General features: G+C 55.7%; 12 protein-coding genes. 4 read left to right on the top strand and 8 right to left on the bottom strand.

Features of this window, described 5'->3' with window-relative positions:
• Window positions 1-237: 237 nt before the first annotated feature.
• Window positions 238-1182 (bottom strand): L-lactate dehydrogenase, encoded by a 945-nt coding sequence (locus WMO26_RS04380; RefSeq protein WP_349218411.1) that lies wholly within the window; start codon window positions 1180-1182, stop codon window positions 238-240.
• Window positions 1183-1374: 192 nt separating this feature from the next.
• Between WMO26_RS04380 and WMO26_RS04375 the strand changes: the two genes are divergently transcribed.
• Window positions 1375-2583, top strand: a complete 1209-nt coding sequence (locus WMO26_RS04375) for a 5-bromo-4-chloroindolyl phosphate hydrolysis family protein (protein ID WP_349218410.1) — start codon at window positions 1375-1377, stop codon at window positions 2581-2583.
• Window positions 2584-2640: 57 nt separating this feature from the next.
• Window positions 2641-3780 (top strand): toxic anion resistance protein, encoded by a 1140-nt coding sequence (locus tag WMO26_RS04370; RefSeq protein WP_349218408.1) that lies wholly within the window; start codon window positions 2641-2643, stop codon window positions 3778-3780.
• A 249-nt stretch (window positions 3781-4029) separates the two neighbouring features.
• Here the strand turns inward: WMO26_RS04370 and WMO26_RS04365 are convergent, their stop codons facing one another.
• Window positions 4030-4269: a hypothetical protein gene (locus WMO26_RS04365; RefSeq protein WP_349218407.1), complete on the bottom strand. Its 240-nt coding sequence runs from the start codon at window positions 4267-4269 to the stop codon at window positions 4030-4032.
• 91 nt (window positions 4270-4360) lie between these two features.
• Here WMO26_RS04365 and WMO26_RS04360 point away from each other — a divergent pair, with 91 nt between their 5' ends.
• On the top strand, window positions 4361-4594 hold the full coding sequence (locus WMO26_RS04360) for a helix-turn-helix domain-containing protein (RefSeq protein ID WP_435431547.1): 234 nt from the start codon (window positions 4361-4363) through the stop codon (window positions 4592-4594).
• 67 nt (window positions 4595-4661) lie between these two features.
• On the opposite strand, the gene gatB is transcribed toward WMO26_RS04360, so the two are convergent.
• The 5 genes from gatB to WMO26_RS04335 all read right to left on the bottom strand — a co-directional run bounded on the left by gatB (window position 4662) and on the right by WMO26_RS04335 (window position 12631).
• Entirely contained in the window at window positions 4662-6095 is a 1434-nt protein-coding gene (gene gatB / locus WMO26_RS04355; protein ID WP_349218405.1) for an Asp-tRNA(Asn)/Glu-tRNA(Gln) amidotransferase subunit GatB, read from the bottom strand.
• A gap of 1 nt (window position 6096) precedes the next feature.
• Complete coding sequence (locus WMO26_RS04350) at window positions 6097-7422, bottom strand: amidase family protein (protein WP_349218403.1); 1326 nt, start codon at window positions 7420-7422, stop codon at window positions 6097-6099.
• Between the two features lie 22 nt (window positions 7423-7444).
• Window positions 7445-7726, bottom strand: coding sequence for an Asp-tRNA(Asn)/Glu-tRNA(Gln) amidotransferase subunit GatC (gene gatC / locus WMO26_RS04345; protein ID WP_349218402.1), 282 nt, complete (start codon window positions 7724-7726; stop codon window positions 7445-7447).
• 21 nt (window positions 7727-7747) lie between these two features.
• Window positions 7748-9490: an aspartate--tRNA ligase gene (gene aspS / locus WMO26_RS04340; RefSeq protein WP_349218401.1), complete on the bottom strand. Its 1743-nt coding sequence runs from the start codon at window positions 9488-9490 to the stop codon at window positions 7748-7750.
• Window positions 9491-9928: 438 nt separating this feature from the next.
• Window positions 9929-12631 (bottom strand): carbon-nitrogen hydrolase family protein, encoded by a 2703-nt coding sequence (locus tag WMO26_RS04335; RefSeq protein ID WP_349218400.1) that lies wholly within the window; start codon window positions 12629-12631, stop codon window positions 9929-9931.
• 532 nt (window positions 12632-13163) lie between these two features.
• On the opposite strand from WMO26_RS04335, the gene WMO26_RS04330 reads away from it, so the two are divergent.
• Window positions 13164-13979 carry a hypothetical protein gene (locus tag WMO26_RS04330; protein ID WP_349218399.1) on the top strand — a complete coding sequence of 272 codons (816 nt, stop codon included), beginning with the start codon at window positions 13164-13166 and terminating at the stop codon, window positions 13977-13979.
• A gap of 258 nt (window positions 13980-14237) precedes the next feature.
• Here the strand turns inward: WMO26_RS04330 and WMO26_RS04325 are convergent, their stop codons facing one another.
• Window positions 14238-15854 (bottom strand): amidohydrolase, encoded by a 1617-nt coding sequence (locus WMO26_RS04325; protein WP_349218397.1) that lies wholly within the window; start codon window positions 15852-15854, stop codon window positions 14238-14240.
• Window positions 15855-15960: the final 106 nt, after the last annotated feature.

Here is a 15960-nt window from a genome sequence, read left to right as displayed (position 1 = left end):
CGGACCGCGAAAGCGGTCCGCCCTTTTCATTAAAAATGCAGGGCCAGTCTCGTCAGCGTTCACGCAGCGAATCGCCAAACCATCGTGAAGGAAGGCAGGCGCTGAGAAAGCAAGAAGAAAAAACAGCGCCGTCTTTTTTTCGTCAAAACCATTCGTTTTATGTCCCTATTCACAAAACCCTGGTGTTGAGGGGGAAAAGGAGATATGCGGCAATAGGGGGAATACCAGTCCTCCTCCTTATTCCCAGCGGATTTCCCCGATCACTTTTTTCATCTGTGCGGCGCTTTTTTGCAGCCGGTCCCGTTCGTCCGCGTCCAGCGGCACGTCCAGCACCTTTTCAATGCCGCCCTGGCCCACGATGGCGGGCAGGCCGATGCACAGGTCGTTTAGCTCATAGTGCCCCTCGGGCAGCACCGACACCGTCAGCACCGAATGCTCGTCGCGCATGAGCGCTTCCACAATGCGCAGCACCGCCAGCGCAATGGCGTAATAGGTGGCGCCTTTGTTTTCGATTACTTGATAGGCGCTGTTTTTCACTTCCTCATAGATGGTGCGCAGAACCTCCTGGTCGCAGCGGCGCTGGCAGCTTTCGCAGAAATGGTCAAAGTCGATGCCGGACACGTTGGCCGAGCTGTAAACGGGAAGCTCGGTGTCCCCGTGTTCCCCAATCATAAAGGCGTGGACATTACGCGGATCTACCTCAAAATGGGCGCCCAGCAGGAATTTCAGCCGCGCCGTGTCTAGGACCGTGCCCGAACCGATTACGCGCTTTGCCGGAAAGCCGGACAGCTTGAGGGTCACGTAGGTGAGAATGTCCACGGGGTTGGATACCACCAAAAGGATGCATTCCTGATTATAGCGGGTGATCTGGGGAATAATGGACTGAAAGATGGTTACGTTTTTGTGCACTAGGTCCAGCCGGGTCTCCCCAGGCGCCTGCCCTGCGCCCGCGGTAATGATGACCAAAGCGCAGTCCGCAAGGTCGGGGTAATCCCCGGCCACCACCTCCACGGGCTTACCGAAGGGGACCGAATGGCTCAGGTCCATCGCCTCGCCCAACGCCTTTTTACGGTTCTGGTCGATGAGGATAAGCTCGGAGAAAAGGCCGCTTTGGGTGAGAGCGAAGGCGGTGGTCGCTCCCACAAAACCGCAGCCGATGATGGCGCATTTTCGAAGATTCATGAGGTTGCCTCCTTCTTTTGCGCAAATATGCGCGTCTAACAAAAGTGTGCGCCGCAATGGGGAGGAATATCCCCAAATGGCCGGAAAAACACGACGAGCCGCGCGGCATCCGCGGCGGCTGGGGGGATTTTGAGGTTGTACTTTCCCGGCGGATGCGATATAATGAAACAAAACGGCAAGGGAGGTATGCGAATGGAAAACCGGAATTTTTCCGACATTGGCCGCGACATCGGGAAAGCAGTGAAGGATGCGATTCATTCCAACGAATTTTCCGAGTTAAAGCATACCGTCAAGGACGCGGTGAATACCGCCAAGCAAACGGTAAAAGAGGCCGCTGCCCCCCAAAAAGGCAGATATACAAGCGGAAAAAGCCGTCCGGCTTACCAGAAGTCCGCCGAACCGGCCTATTCTTATTCAACTCCCGTGATGCAGCGGAGTAAAATGCCGGCGGGATCGGTGTCGGGGATTCTGTTTTTGGTATTCGGGCTGGTGTTCGGCATTCCCTTCGCCATCGCCACGCTGGTGTTCGCCATTTTGACCGCCGCGCTTTCCAGCATCCCGGTCTTTCCGATTCTGACCGCCTGCTTTTTCCCGCTGACGGTTGCCTGTGCCGCCATGGTCGGCGTTGGCGCAAAGCAGAGGGGGCGGGTCAAGCGGTTTAAGTGCTATCAAAAGGTGCTGGGGGGACGGACCTTCTGCGAAATCCGGGAATTGGCGGCCGCGGTGGGGAAGGACAATGCCTTTGTCGCCAGGGACCTGCAGAAAATGATCCGGCTTCGTATGTTCCCGGACGGGCACATCGACGACCAGAAAACCTGCCTGATGACCGATGAGGATACCTACGAGCAGTATCTGCAGCTGCAGGAAAGCATGAAGCAGCGTCAGATCGAGGAGCAGCGGCGCAAGGAGATGGAGGAAAAGGACCCCAACGCCGCCACGCTTCATAAAACCATCGACGAGGGGCGCGCGTACCTGCGCCAGATCCGGGAAGCGAACGACGCCATGCCCGGGGAGGACATTTCCAACAAGCTGTTTCGTTTGGAGGAGGTCACCTCGAAAATCTTCGAGCAGGTGGAGCAGCATCCGGAAAAGCTGCCGGACATCCGCAAGTTCATGAGCTATTACCTGCCCACCACCCTAAAGCTGGTCAACACCTACCGGGAGTTTGAAGAGCAGCCGGTGCAGGGGGAAAATATCATGGCCGCCAAGCGGGAAATCCGTGACACTTTAGACACCATCAGCGTCGCCTTTGAAAACCTGCTCGATCGGCTCTTTGAAGACGACGCGCTGGATATTTCCACCGACATTTCGGTGCTCCAGACCATGCTGGCCCAGGAGGGCCTGACCGGGCACCGGTTTGAAAAGCCCCGGGAAAAAGGCCCGCAGGGCCCGGTCAATTGATTTGACGCATGTTTCATCGCGCGGCCAATGGCCGCAATTTAGGAGGTACGACTGGAAATGAACGAAGAGAAAATGGAAGTCCCGACCCTGACCTTTGAGCCTTTTTCCGAGGAGGCGTCCGCCGCTCAGCTGCAGAAAGCGCCCAATCAGCCGCCCATCCCAGTGTTTGAGGAGAGCGCGCTGACGGCGGAAGAAAAGAGGATGGTGGACGATTTCGCGTCCAAAATCCAGCTGAACAATTCCGCCATGATCCTGCAGTACGGTTCCGGCGCACAGAAAAAAATTGCGGACTTTTCGGAAACTGCCCTCGACAACGTTCGTACCAAGGATTTGGGCGAGGTGGGAGAAATGCTTTCGAGCGTGGTCACCGAGCTCAAAAGCTTCGACGTGGACGAAAACGAGAAGGGCCTCTTCGGTTTCTTCAAGCGCAGCTCCAATAAAATCGTCGCCATGAAGGCCAAGTACGACAAAGCGGAGGCCAACATCGACAAAATCTGCACCGCCCTGGAAAACCATCAGATTCAGTTGCTTAAGGACATTGCCATGCTCGACAAAATGTACGAGCTCAACAAGGTGTATTTTAAGGAGCTGTCCATGTACATCCTGGCGGGCAAAAAGAAGCTCCAGGAAGTGCAGCAGACGGAGCTGCCCGCCCTTCAGGAGAAGGCCAGCCAGTCCGGCCTTCCGGAGGACGCCCAGGCGGTCAACGACCTCTCCGGCCTGTGCAACCGGTTTGAAAAGAAGCTCCATGACCTGGAGCTGACGCGGATGATCTCCATCCAGATGGCGCCCCAGATTCGCCTGGTCCAGGGCAATGACACCCTGATGACCGACAAAATCCAGTCCACCCTGGTCAACACCATTCCGCTGTGGAAAAGCCAGATGGTTCTGGCCCTGGGGGTGGCCCATTCCCAACAAGCGGCCCAGGCCCAGCACGAGGTGTCCAACATGACCAATGAGCTGCTGCGCAAGAACGCCGACACCCTCAAGATGGCCACCATCGAGACGGCCAAGGAGTCCGAGCGGGGCATTGTGGACATCGAGACCCTCAAGCACACCAACGAGAGCCTCATCTCTACCCTCGACGAGGTGCTGCGCATCCAGGAGGAAGGCCGGCAGAAGCGTCAGGAAGCGGAGGCGGAGCTCGGCCGCATCGAAGGGGAGCTCAAGCAGAAGCTGCTGGAAATCCGTTCGTAATGGAAATAGAAAAGGCCGGGAACCATTGGTTCCCGGCCTTTTTTGCCGCCTGCCTTCCTAGGAGGTTTGAAGGAAAAAGGCGGACGGAAGGGTTCGTTTGGATCGATTGGAGAAACAAACGTCCCGTTTCAATCTATGCAAAGGCCGCGATACGGGTTCCAGTCAAGTGGGCCAAGGAGCTTGCTATTTGATGTGACTCATATAAGAAAAGGAAGACCCTTTCCGTTAACGGAAAGGGTCTTCTTTTCATCAAAAATCATGACGAAAACCGCCGCCGCTCCCGATGCTTTCAAGAATACAAACGATTTCTTCCACGCAAGCGAAATCAGATAGAGATTCATCTTCCACGGCGGCCTTGATTCGCCTCAGCGCGTGGAGATTGGTCAGATCAACCGAGTCGATGAGCTTGTCCATATCAAAACCGACAATCTGGATTTGTACCTCAGGGTTGCTAAGAATACCGATTAAAATCTCTCTGTATAAATCCATATTAGTCACCTCAAGCTATATTATGCCAGTATTTCTGCCAAAAGTCAATGGCAGAAATACTGGCATCTATAATGGGCATGGGGTGTTTGTTTTGATCTATGAGCGAATTCGAGCGTTGCGGGAAGACCGTGATTGGACCCAGCAATATGTGGCGGATCAGATTTTCGTCAATCGAAGAACCTATAGTGCCTATGAAAATGGCGTCAATACTATGTCGCCGGAAATCCTGTGCAGGCTGGCCGACCTGTTTGATACCAGCGTGGATTTCCTCTTAAACCGTACCGACGACCCCAAGCCGCCCGTTCGCCCTAAGCGCCGCAGATAGGGCACAAGGCCTGAAGCATAAAAAGAAGCCCGGAGGGGACATTCCCTCCGGGTTTCTTTCGTTTGTATCAGCCGAGCTGTTCGTTCAAAAGCTCGTTAATGAGCTTGGTGTCGGCCTTGCCCTTCGCCTGCTTCATGATCTGGCCGAAGAGGAACCCTCTTGCCTGGGTCTTGCCGCTCTTATAGTCCGCGACCACCTTTTCGTTGGCCGCCAGCACGTCCTTGACCATCTGCTCGATGGCCCCCTTGTCGGACACCATGGCAAGCCCGTTATCTTTGACATATTCCTCCGGGTCCACGTCCTTGTGATACACCTCCGCCAGCACCTTCTTGGCGGTGTTGCGGTTGATGACGTTCTTTTCCACCAAGCCGATCAGCTTTGCCAGGCTCTCCTTGCGAAGCACCAGGTCATCCGCCGGCTTGCCGTCGTTCTTTGCCAGGTTCATCACTTCGCCGGTAATCCAGTTGGCCGCCGTCTGAGGCGCGATACCCGCTTCGATGCAGTGGTCGCACAGGTCGGAAAGCACCTTGCTGCCCGTAAGCAGACGGCTGTCTCCCTCGCTTAAGCCAAGCTCCCCCGTGTACCGTGCGAACTTCGCCTCGGGAAGCTCCGGCAGGCTCTCGCGCACCCGCTCGATCCACTCGTCGCTGATGACGATGGGAGGCAGGTCGGGGTTGGGAAAATACCGGTAGTCCTGGGCGTTTTCCTTGGAGCGCATGGCGTAGGTTTTGCCCTTTTCGTCATCCCACCGCCGGGTTTCCTGCTTGAGCTTGTGAGCGTTGCCCGACTCGATCAAGTCAATGTGCCGCGCGGTCTCGTACTCAATGGCCCGGGTGATGGACTTCAACGAGTTCATATTCTTCATTTCCGCCCGTACGCCCAGCTTCGTGCTGCCCAGCGGCCGCACCGACAGGTTGATGTCCGCCCGCATGGAGCCCTCCTGCATCTTGCAGTCGGACACACCGATGGCTTTGAGCATGGAGCGTAGCTTTTCTAAGTATGCCACCACTTCCTCCGCCGAACGGAAATCCGGCTTACTGACGATTTCCAAAAGCGGCATACTGGAGCGGTTATAGTCCACCAAAGAGCTGTCGGTAAACGGATCGTGTTTGAGCTTGCCCGCATCCTCCTCCATGTGGATCTGTTTGAGCCCGATGGTTTTCTTTCCCTGGGACGTTTCGATCTCCACGCTGCCGTCCACGCAGATGGGGTGGAACAGCTGGGTGATCTGATAGGAACAGGCCAGGTCCGGGTAGAAATAGTTTTTCTTATCAAAGGTGGTGTATTGGTTGATCTTGCTGTTGGTCACTAGAGCCGCCGCGATGCCGAACTCGATGACCTTCTTGTTCACCACCGGCAGGGTGCCCGGCATACCCGCGCAGCCGGGGCAGATGTGGGTGTTGGCCCCGCCGCCGAACTGGGTGGAGCAGGAGCAGAAGATTTTCGTCTTGGTCGCAAGCTCGGTGTGGACTTCCAGGCCGATGACAACCTCGTATTCCATGTTACTCTCCGTTCCTTTCCGGTGCCGCCGCCCGCCCGAAGGCCAGCAGCGTCAGATCCTCCATATGCTTGCCGATGAGCTGCACGCCGTTTTGGCCTTGCGCCGGAATGACCAGGCTGGGCCGCCCGGTCAGGCTGGCAGCGGTTAAAAAGCGATTATTCTTCTCCGCGCCCAAAAGGGTGGCGGCGGCAAAGTCCGCGTCCGCGGGGAACACCGGGGTCACCAGGCAGTCCACCTGGTCGAAAGCCGCCTTCACAGCGCCGGTAATCTGCCCGCGCACCCGCATGGCTTTGTCGTAATAGTCATCGTAATACCCTTCCGAGAGCATCAGAGAACCGAGCCCCAGCCGCTCCTTCATTTTCCGGCCGAAGCCTTCGCTGCGCGACTTGACGTACAGGTCAAACAGGTTCTCGTAGTGTGGCGTCTGATAGCCGTACTTGATGCCGTCGAACCGGGCCATGTTGCCGCTCGCTTCCGCAGTGGCGATAATCAGGTAAACGGCCAGGGCGTTTTTGACCTGCGGGATGGAAAGCTCCACCACTTGAGCGCCCGCCGCCGCAAAAGCGTCCGCCGCGGCCTTTACCGCCGCTTTGCCCGCTTCGTCCGTTTCCTCCAAAGCCTCCTTGAGAATGCCCACCTTGCGCCCCTTCACGGAGAACCCGCCGGCCGGGGAGAGGGGCTTCTCCAAAGAGGTGCTGTCCGCCGGGTCGTGCCCCGCCACCGCTGTAAGCCCCGCCTCGCATAAGGCAAGGTCAGGTGCAAAGACGGAGAGCTGGTCCATCGAAGAAGCATAGGCGATTAGCCCTGCCCGGGACACCGCGCCGTAAGTAGGCTTAATACAGCACACCCCGTTTTGCACCGCCGGCGCCCGCAAAGACCCGCCCGTATCGCATCCGAAGCCCAGGAGAACCTGGCCCTTCTCTATCGCCAAAGGAGCCGTACAGCCCTGCCCGTCGCAGCCGAACTCGTCGGTTTTCAGCTTTCCTAAGACGATCATGCCCGCTTTTTTGATCTTTTGTACGGCCATCGCCTCAAAGGGCGGCTGAAAGCCGGTCAGCATCTTGGAACCGGCGGCGGTTTCCTCCCCTAGGGTGCAGATGGTTTCGGTGACCGCTACCGGCACCCCAGCCAAGGGGGAGAGGGCCTCTCCCGCACGAAGCCGCGCTTGCACCGCGTCCATCTGCTCGGCTATCGCCTCCCGGTCAAAGGAGGAAAACAGACTGCCGTCGAGTTCGATTTTCTCTATGTAAGGCGTTACCGCTTCGGCCACCGTGCAGTCTCCCGCACGGATAGCGTCTGCCATCGCCAATGGGTTTTGATTCGTCATCGTCTTTCTCTCCTATGCCCGTTTAGTCGAAGGTGGGGGGCGCCACGAACTGGTGTTCCATTTCGTCGGGCGCGTTTTCGAGAATGTCGTCGATCCGCGGGAATTCGTGCACCTCGTCCTCCCGGAACACGTTCTCCAGCGCCTGCACGTAAATCATGGGTTCGGTGCCCTCCGTGTCGGCCGCCTTGATCGCATCAAGGCAGGCCATCACGTCCGCCATCTCCGCCAGGACGGACTCCCGCTCTGCCTCGTCAAAGCGTACAAGCGCCAGGTCTTCCATCTTCGCCAGCACTTCGTTGTTCATATCCCTTTCTCCCATCTATCCTCAGCGGATTTTGATGTGCACTTCCCGAAGCTGCTGCTCGGTAACTTGACCAGGCGCGCCCAGCAGCAGGTCCTGCGCAGAGGCGTTCATCGGGAAGGCGATGACCTCGCGGATGCTCTCTTCCTCGGTGAGCAGCATAATCATCCGGTCCACGCCCGGGGCCATGCCCGCGTGAGGCGGGGCGCCGTACTGGAAGGCGTTATACAAAGCGCCGAAGCGCTTCTCTACCTCGTCCTTGGAGTACCCGGCCAGCTCAAAGGCTTTGACCATGATATCCGGCCGGTGATTTCGCACCGCACCCGAGGAAAGCTCCACGCCGTTGCAGACAATGTCGTACTGATAGGCCTTGATGGTGAGCGGATCTTGATTCAAAAGCGCGTCCATGCCGCCCTGGGGCATGGAGAAGGGGTTGTGGGTAAAGTCCAGATGCCCTTCCTCGTTCTTTTCGTACATGGGAAAATCGGTGATGTAGCAGAATTCAAACCGGTCCTTATCGATGATTCCCTTGCGCTCGGCAAGCTCGGTGCGAATCAGCCCCGCCAGCTTGTCAACCACCGTCTTCGCATCGCTGATGAAGAACAGGGTGTCGTCCTTTTTGAGCGACAGGCGTTCCACCAGTTCCTTCTGTTTTTCCTCCGTCAGGAACTTGGCGATGGGACCCTTGAACTGCATCCCTTCCAGCATGGTCAGGTATCCCAGGCCCTTCATGCCGATGGAGGTGGCGTACTTGAGCATGTTTTCAAAGAAGGACTTGGGCATTTTCGCGCAGTCTTCCACCACGATGCCCCGCACGGGCTTATTCTTAAAGGGCATGAAGTCCACGTCCATAAAGAAGTCGGACAGATCGGTAATCACCAGAGGATTGCGCAGGTCGGGCTTGTCGGTGCCGTATTTGAGCATGGCCTCTTCGAAGGGAATGCGCACGAAGGGCTTCGGGGAAACCTTCTTGTCACTGAAGGTGGTAAAGGTATCATAGAGCACATCCTCGGCCACCTCGAACACGTCCTCCTGGGTAGCGAAGGCCATCTCAAAGTCCAGCTGATAGAACTCGCCCGGAGACCGGTCGGCTCTCGCGTCCTCGTCCCGGAAGCACGGGGCGATCTGGAAATACTTATCGAAGCCTGCCACCATCAAAAGCTGCTTAAACTGCTGGGGCGCCTGGGGTAGAGCATAGAACTTGCCCTCGTACTTGCGCGAAGGAATGATATAGTCTCTGGCTCCCTCCGGCGACGAACAGGTGAGAATAGGAGTATTGATCTCGTCAAAGCCCAGGTCCTCCATCTTCCGGCGCAGAAAGCGGACAATCTTCGAGCGAAGCAAAATATTGTTATGCACCTTCGGATTACGCAGGTCCAAAAAGCGGTACTTGAGTCGCACGTCCTCGCGGGTCTCGGTGGAGTTCTCAATGTCAAAGGGAAGATTGGGGTTCGACTCGCCCAGAATCTCCAAAGAGTCCACCATGACTTCCAGCGTACCGGTGGGGATCTTCGGGTTGACGGTTTCCGCGTCCCGCTTGACCACCTTGCCGTGGACGCTGACCACCGTTTCCCGGTGGACATTCTGCAGAAGGCTATCGTCATGAACGACCACCTGGGTCACACCGTGCTGGTCGCGCAGGTCCACAAAGGCTACGCCGCCATGGTCGCGGATGGTATCCACCCAGCCGGCCAGACGCACCTCTTCGTTTAAGTTCTGCTGGGTCAATTCGGCGCAGTGATGGGTTTTATACTGGTTTGCTGCCATAGAATCAGACATTCCCTTCCTCGTCCCGTCTTCGTTGCGGCGGGAATATTCCATCGGCGTACCTTCGCCGACTTTCCTACCAATATCCTGAAAATTATACCACACCTTTTTCCCGGTGTACAGGGCTTTCCTTCGGTTTTTGCTGGCTTTTGGGAGGCCAAAGCCGATCTTTTCTGTCCCGGCCGGGACGTCCTCTTCGGAATGCGCGGCAGAGCGTACATTTAGGCTCCATCCAATTCGGAGGGGAGAAAGGAAATGTCCGTCCGGGAACGGTCTGTCTTTTTCGTGCAGTCCACGCAAAGGAAAAAAGCGGGTTTTTCTATAGCATGTCCCGCCCTGGTTTGCGGCATGTAAGGAAAACAAAGAAAATGGCCGGCGTCTTTTTGACGCCGGCCATGCGTGACAGGACTCAAAATAGGGGCAAAGTCAATGCTGCTTTTATGCGCTTGCCGCCTTGCGCCGCAGGGCGACTACGGCGGCTGCGGATGCAGCCAGAATCAAAACGATAGGCATCGTCAGATCGATGATACCGGTATCCGGGGACGGGATCGGGTTCTCCGTATTCCCTGGATTGGGTCCGGGCGTGGGAGAAGGTATCGGTTTTTCATCAGCCACATAGTAGGCAACTGTCAGGGCGTCAAGATTCTCTACCGTGATTTCGGCCCGTCCGTTCGTCACCTGAGCCGGCTGCCCGTTTACATAGAGGAGTCCGCCTTCCATGCCCTCAGCCGGGATGGATACGGTTACTTTTCCCACATAAGGCGCGTAGCTGCCCGTGTAATAGACGTCGGACGCACCCATAGCGTTGGTTTCATTGGTCTTGAGTACCTGGGTGGTATGGATAGACGAAAGATCAATATCATAGCCGAAGCTGTCCGCCGCCCGATACCCTTCCAAAGAAGCAGGCGTATAGACCACCGGAGTAACCGTCATCGCAACCCCGTCGGCAAACCGGCCGGAAAGCTGGATGCCGCTTTGCTCGTCGGTGAGTACCGTGTCTTCCAGGCCAATGCCGTAGGTGTCGTAGAAAAGCTCGGAATACCACTGATAATACAGGGTTGGGCGGTAATCAAAAGGATTTTCGTTATAGAACTTCTCCAGCGTCGCCAGCGATAGGTCGAAATCCGCCGCATAGAAAACATTGAAGGTATCGGTGGTATAGCTCAGATAGGGGCTCTTGCCGTCCCCATCCTTATCGAGATAGGGACCCAGGTCGGTGTCATAGGAGCGGATAATAGAGCTGTCCGTCGTGTTTCCGTAGGCAGTGACACCAGTGGGAGAACTGGGGTCCAGCGCGATGCATAGACTTGAGCCGGGGAAGATGCAGGCGCGGCTGTTGAGCAGAGAACCGTCGGCGTTGCGAAGCAGGTTATAAAGCTCCGTATTTCCATGATAGAGCCAGCTGCTGGTAATGTCGTCCTGATCATAGCCAGCCTCCGCCAGAGCCTGCTCTACCTCTCCGGTCAGCTCCGGTCCCTCGTAGCCTACCAGATTGGAAGTGATCATGAAATTGTCGTCGCGCAGCATGAAGCTTTCTAGGCGGTTTTGGTAGGTCAGCTGCCAGCCGCCGTTTTCCACCGTGGTATTGTTGGCGGCGCCCGCCGTGCAGTTGATGACAATACGGCAGCCCATCTGGGCATAGGTACGCTGCAGCTCCTGATAATTGTAGATGTCAGCGCAGATTGCCACGCCCACCAGACCAAAGGGTGTTTCAAAGACACCGTCATTCTCGGTGCCAAAGGCGGACCAGTTGGGCTCTGGATTCGCCAGGTTTACTTTGCGGTAGGACTGGATCAGGTCGGGGCCCAGAATAGCCACCGAGTTCCAATAGGTGTTGGGATCCAGTTCATCCTTTTCCGGCATACCGATGAGTACATACATGCCATAGGATTCAGCCAGGGCCTGCAGGTCGGTAATGACCGAGCTGGGATTCTCCCCGCGGATGACCGGCGCCAGCGCCCGCTGCATGTATTCCTCGCCGTAAAGCGCCTTCTGCTCTTCGGTATAATCCTCTGGAAGGACCACGCTATACGCAGTCAATGCCATCTCCGGGAAGACTAGCAGCTCCACGCCGTCTTCATGGGCTTTCTGCATCAGTTCTTTGATCTTGGCCACGTTTGCATCCACATCTCCCCACACCGGGTGGAAGTTGACCGAGGCCACGCGCACGTTATCTTTGTAGGCGCTGTTCTGACCGTAAACCGGCAGAGTATAGTCGGTTAGTTCGCCGTACCAGTCGGCCAGTAGGTTAAGCCGGCGGCTGCTCATGCCGGCGGAAGTGTCCCGAGAACTGGCGTCCACCTGAGCAGTGGCAATTCCCGCTTGGGTGGTGACGGCGGGCGCAGTTTGCGTATCATTGCCGCCGGCAATAAACTTACCAGTAAAAACAAAGCTTTCTCCAAAATAGGCCAAGCCGTCCCCTTCGGTCAGCAGATTCGCCACCGCAACGCCGCGGGAATACATCCGGTAATAGGCATAGGCCGAGGTATACACATCATACTGGGCCTGGGACAGGCCGTTTGCATCAGCGGGAGCGTACCCGTAAGACTGGCCGACTAGCACCATCCGGCAGGCGGCGCCGTAATAATATTTTCCAAGCTCGGCTGCATCTGCAAACTCATTGCCCAGTGCCAGGCCGAAGTTTCCAAATTCCGTTTTGAGCACGTAAGGAGCAATGCCGGCGCCATACCCGGCTTGCCACTCCCGATCGGTGAGATGCACCTTTTTATATACATCGGTGGTTCCGTCCGGCTTGCAGATTACCATGGCCGAATAGAGGGTACCTTCCTCTTCGATTAGCGCCCCAAACAGCAGGTACAGCTCCTGCTGGTCGGCAATCCCGGCAAGCGTTGCGACTTCAGCGTCGGACGCTGGATTTACGGCGTTTTCCGCTACTTGACCGGTTAGAGAATACTCCGGGAACAGAACCATGTCCGCACCCTCTCCAGCCGCCTTTCGCAGATAGTTTTCCATCTTTGCTGCATTTTCCTTGTTGGCCCCGGGCTTATCTAAAACAGCGTCAAAATTGACGACCGACAGCACAAATCCTGCCTCCGCCGCGGAAGCGGGAATGACCAGCTGGGCCAATACGGTGACGCACACCACCAGCAAAACAACCATCTGTTTCATCCGTTTACGCATGACGATTCCCTCCAAAAAAACAAAACGGCAACGAAACCACAGTCGGCTTCATTGCCTGCCAGATATGATCGGGCTGAAAAAATCCCCCTTTCGGTGTTGGTATTGGGTACCCTGTAAAAACAAAGGGCGCTGCTTCTTCGCAGCGCCCTTGCTTTCTGTATTTAATCATACGCTTATGAAAAATTCCTGTCAAGTCGGAAAAATGATTTCTAAGTTTGTGTGCAGAATCCTCGAATATGTGAGCAAAATTTAGAAAATGTTCATCATAATAAAATCATGCTTGCTGGTGTTTGCGGATATCCGTCACGATTTGTATTCTTTATAATAAATTTCAAATAGTAAATAAAAGGAATTCAGCCGTAATAAATACTGAAAAGATGTATATATAATCTCCATTAATACCATATCGTAGAAAAAACAGCATGATCTTTATGAAGTAATTATCTTCCGGAAGGGTTGACAGAGATATGGAAAAAGAATAGGATTGACGTGAACCTGGTTCACATTATACAAAAATGAAGGAGATAGTGAAATGAAAACATGCAGAAAAGGAAAATGGGTTGCGTTGGTTCTTGTGGTGGCCATGCTGCTGCAGATCTGCCCCATGATGGCCTTCGCCCAGGAAGAGCAAGAGCCGCAGATTGTCCGTGAGATCATCGAGCTGCGGGAAGAGAACGTGAAGCAATATCAGATGTCGGACGGTACCAAGATGGCAGTTATTTACCAGCGTCCGGTTCATGAACAGGTGGACGGCAAGTGGGTTGACTTGGCGTCCGGTGAAACCACGGTAAAGGTTACCAATTACGATGCTGGTACGGTCGCTTCCTTGGATCTGGCGCCGCCGGAGGAAGCGTGGCTAGTGGGGAATCTCGCCGGCACGAATGACAACATCACGGGCGGTATCGTACCGGAATATGGTGAATGCTATACGTGGGTCACGTTCGACGTGCCTGCTTACATCACACCGGACAATTTGGTAGACGCCACATTTGCAATGACAATCGACAGCTATTGGGCGGAACGGGCCACCATGCCGGATGACTGCGTGGTTCCGGTGGGGGCTCATGTTCTGTATACGGAACCGTCGAATCTGTCGTTTGCCGATTTTGCCGCAAATGAAAACGTTTTTGCTTCCACTCCGTCTTCCGTTGGAGAGTATTATGTAAGGTTCGGCAACGGCGCCGATCCGGATTTAGACATTACGGACGCGGTTTTACAGCCTTATACGAGCGAAAACGGAACGAACCGCTGCGGCATCCTTCTAAAAGAATATGGAGTGGGCGACCCTGTCTATTATTATGACTTCCTTGCATTTATCGGTCTGTCCATCCAAATCCGGTATCGCTGAGACCATTTGCTTTCCCATATAGCAAACGAAGGGCCGAACATTCTTCGGATTTTCCGGCTCCTCCAGAAGCAAGAAGCGCTTTACGGCTGTCCGCAAAGCGCTTCTTGCTGTTTCTTTTTCGATATTGCAGCAGCAAACAAAAAAGAAATCTCTCTTGTCTGAAAAAGACAGTCGATCTTGCCGTTCCCATTGTCTCTATGCAGCAAAGCTCATTTGTCTGCATTGCGAGAGGAAGAGGCAGGATCTTAACGCGTATCTCTACAAAGAGCGTGATCCTTCCTCTGCCGAATAGACCGTCTTGCCTTCCTTGATGGTTTTTACCACCCGGATGTCCCGGATGTCCATGGGATTCACAGTCAGTGGGTTGCGGTCGAGAATCACCAGGTCCGCCAGTTTTCCCGGACGGATGGAACCCTTGCGGTCCTCTTCGAAATACTGGTACGCTGCGTTTATCGTCACCGCCTTGAGGGCAGCCAGGGGAGTGACCCGTTCGCACTCGCCTAAGGTCACGCCGTCTTTCGTCACCCGGTTGACCGCGCACCACACGGTGTCGATCATGTTGGGCGGCAGAACCGGCGTATCCTGATGGAAGGTGTAAGTGACGCCCAGTTTCCCCGCGGTCCGGGCGGGGCTGATGCGGTTTGCCCGCTTGAGGCCCAGGTTCTGAAGATGCACATCTCCCCAATAGTAGGTGTGGGCCACAAAGAAGGAGGCGATCATGGAGAGGGCGGCCATCCTCTGGAGCTGGTCGGGCCGTACCGTCTGGGCATGAATCATCACCGGTCGGGTAGAGGATGCGTTCGGATACGAGGAAAGCGCCTTTTCAAAGCCGTCGATCAGCTGTTGGGCCGCCGCGTCCCCGTTGCAGTGGGTGAGAAGCGGAACGCCGTCCTGAAGTGCCTGGCAAATGAGCGAGTATACCTGTTTGTCCGTGTAAATCGGATAGCCCCGGTATCCGTCGGGCGAGGTGGCGTAGGGTTCCGACAGCCAAGCGGTCTTTCCCTGGGGAGAGCCGTCCAGGAACATCTTGTATCCGCCGATTCTCAGCCGGTTTTGGTACTCCTTGCAATAAGCAGGATTCTCCGTTCGAAGCGATCGGTGGCCGTTAAGCGCCGCATAGCCCACCACGTCCACCAAAAAGCGCTTTGCCTGGGCCATGGCCTTGAGCATGGCCCATTCTCCGGGCCTGGTAAACCCGTCCTGCACGGTGGTGATACCGTTTTGCAGATAGACCTTTTGAGCCGCGTCCAGCTGATCCAGGAGCTGTTCCAAGGTAGGCTGCGGGAGCTTGGAGGAAAGGGACGTAAAAGCGGTTTCCTCCAGGTAGCCGTTTGGCTCCATAGTGCCTTCCATCCGGCCGATTTTGCCACCCTCCGGGTCGGGGGTGTGGCTGGTGACGCCGAGGGCGGTGAGAGCCGCGGAGTTGGCCACGCCCATATGCCCGGAGGCGTGGGTAATGAGTACGGGCGTATCCGGAAAAGCCCGGTCCAGCACTTCCTTGGTGGGATGGGCTTTCTCTTTGAGAAAGTTATGGTCGTACCCGAAGCCAGTTAGCCATTGTCCGGCCGGGATGGTGCGTTTGTGCTGGAATTCCTCAAGGCGCGAAACCATGTCGTCAAAGCTGCCCGCACCGTCCAAAGGCGCCAGCCCCATGGTGCTGGCCAAGGCGGTGATGTGGCTGTGCGGATCAAGAAAGGCGGGCAGCAGGGTCTTTCCATGGAGATGCTCCAGCACGGTTTGCTCATCCTTTTGGGCCAGAATGTCCCGCAGGCTTCCGGCCTGGGAAATGATTCCGTCTTTCACCAGAATGGCTTCCACCGTAATGGGTTCTTCCATGGTCAAAATGTCGCCGCCGTAATAGATGGTCTGTTTCATATCAAGTTCCCCCTTTCCAAAGATGCCTCTACCGGTTAGTATAGGCTGGATTTCGCAAACATGCAACCGGATTGCCGCTCCGGTGCGAAAATCCAGAATGTTCCTG

Source organism: Solibaculum intestinale (assembly GCF_040096205.1).
Taxonomy (GTDB): Bacteria; Bacillota; Clostridia; order Oscillospirales; family Acutalibacteraceae; genus Solibaculum_A; species Solibaculum_A intestinale.
Note: the sequence above shows the minus strand (reverse complement) of the source record. Positions and strands in the feature narration are given on the sequence as shown.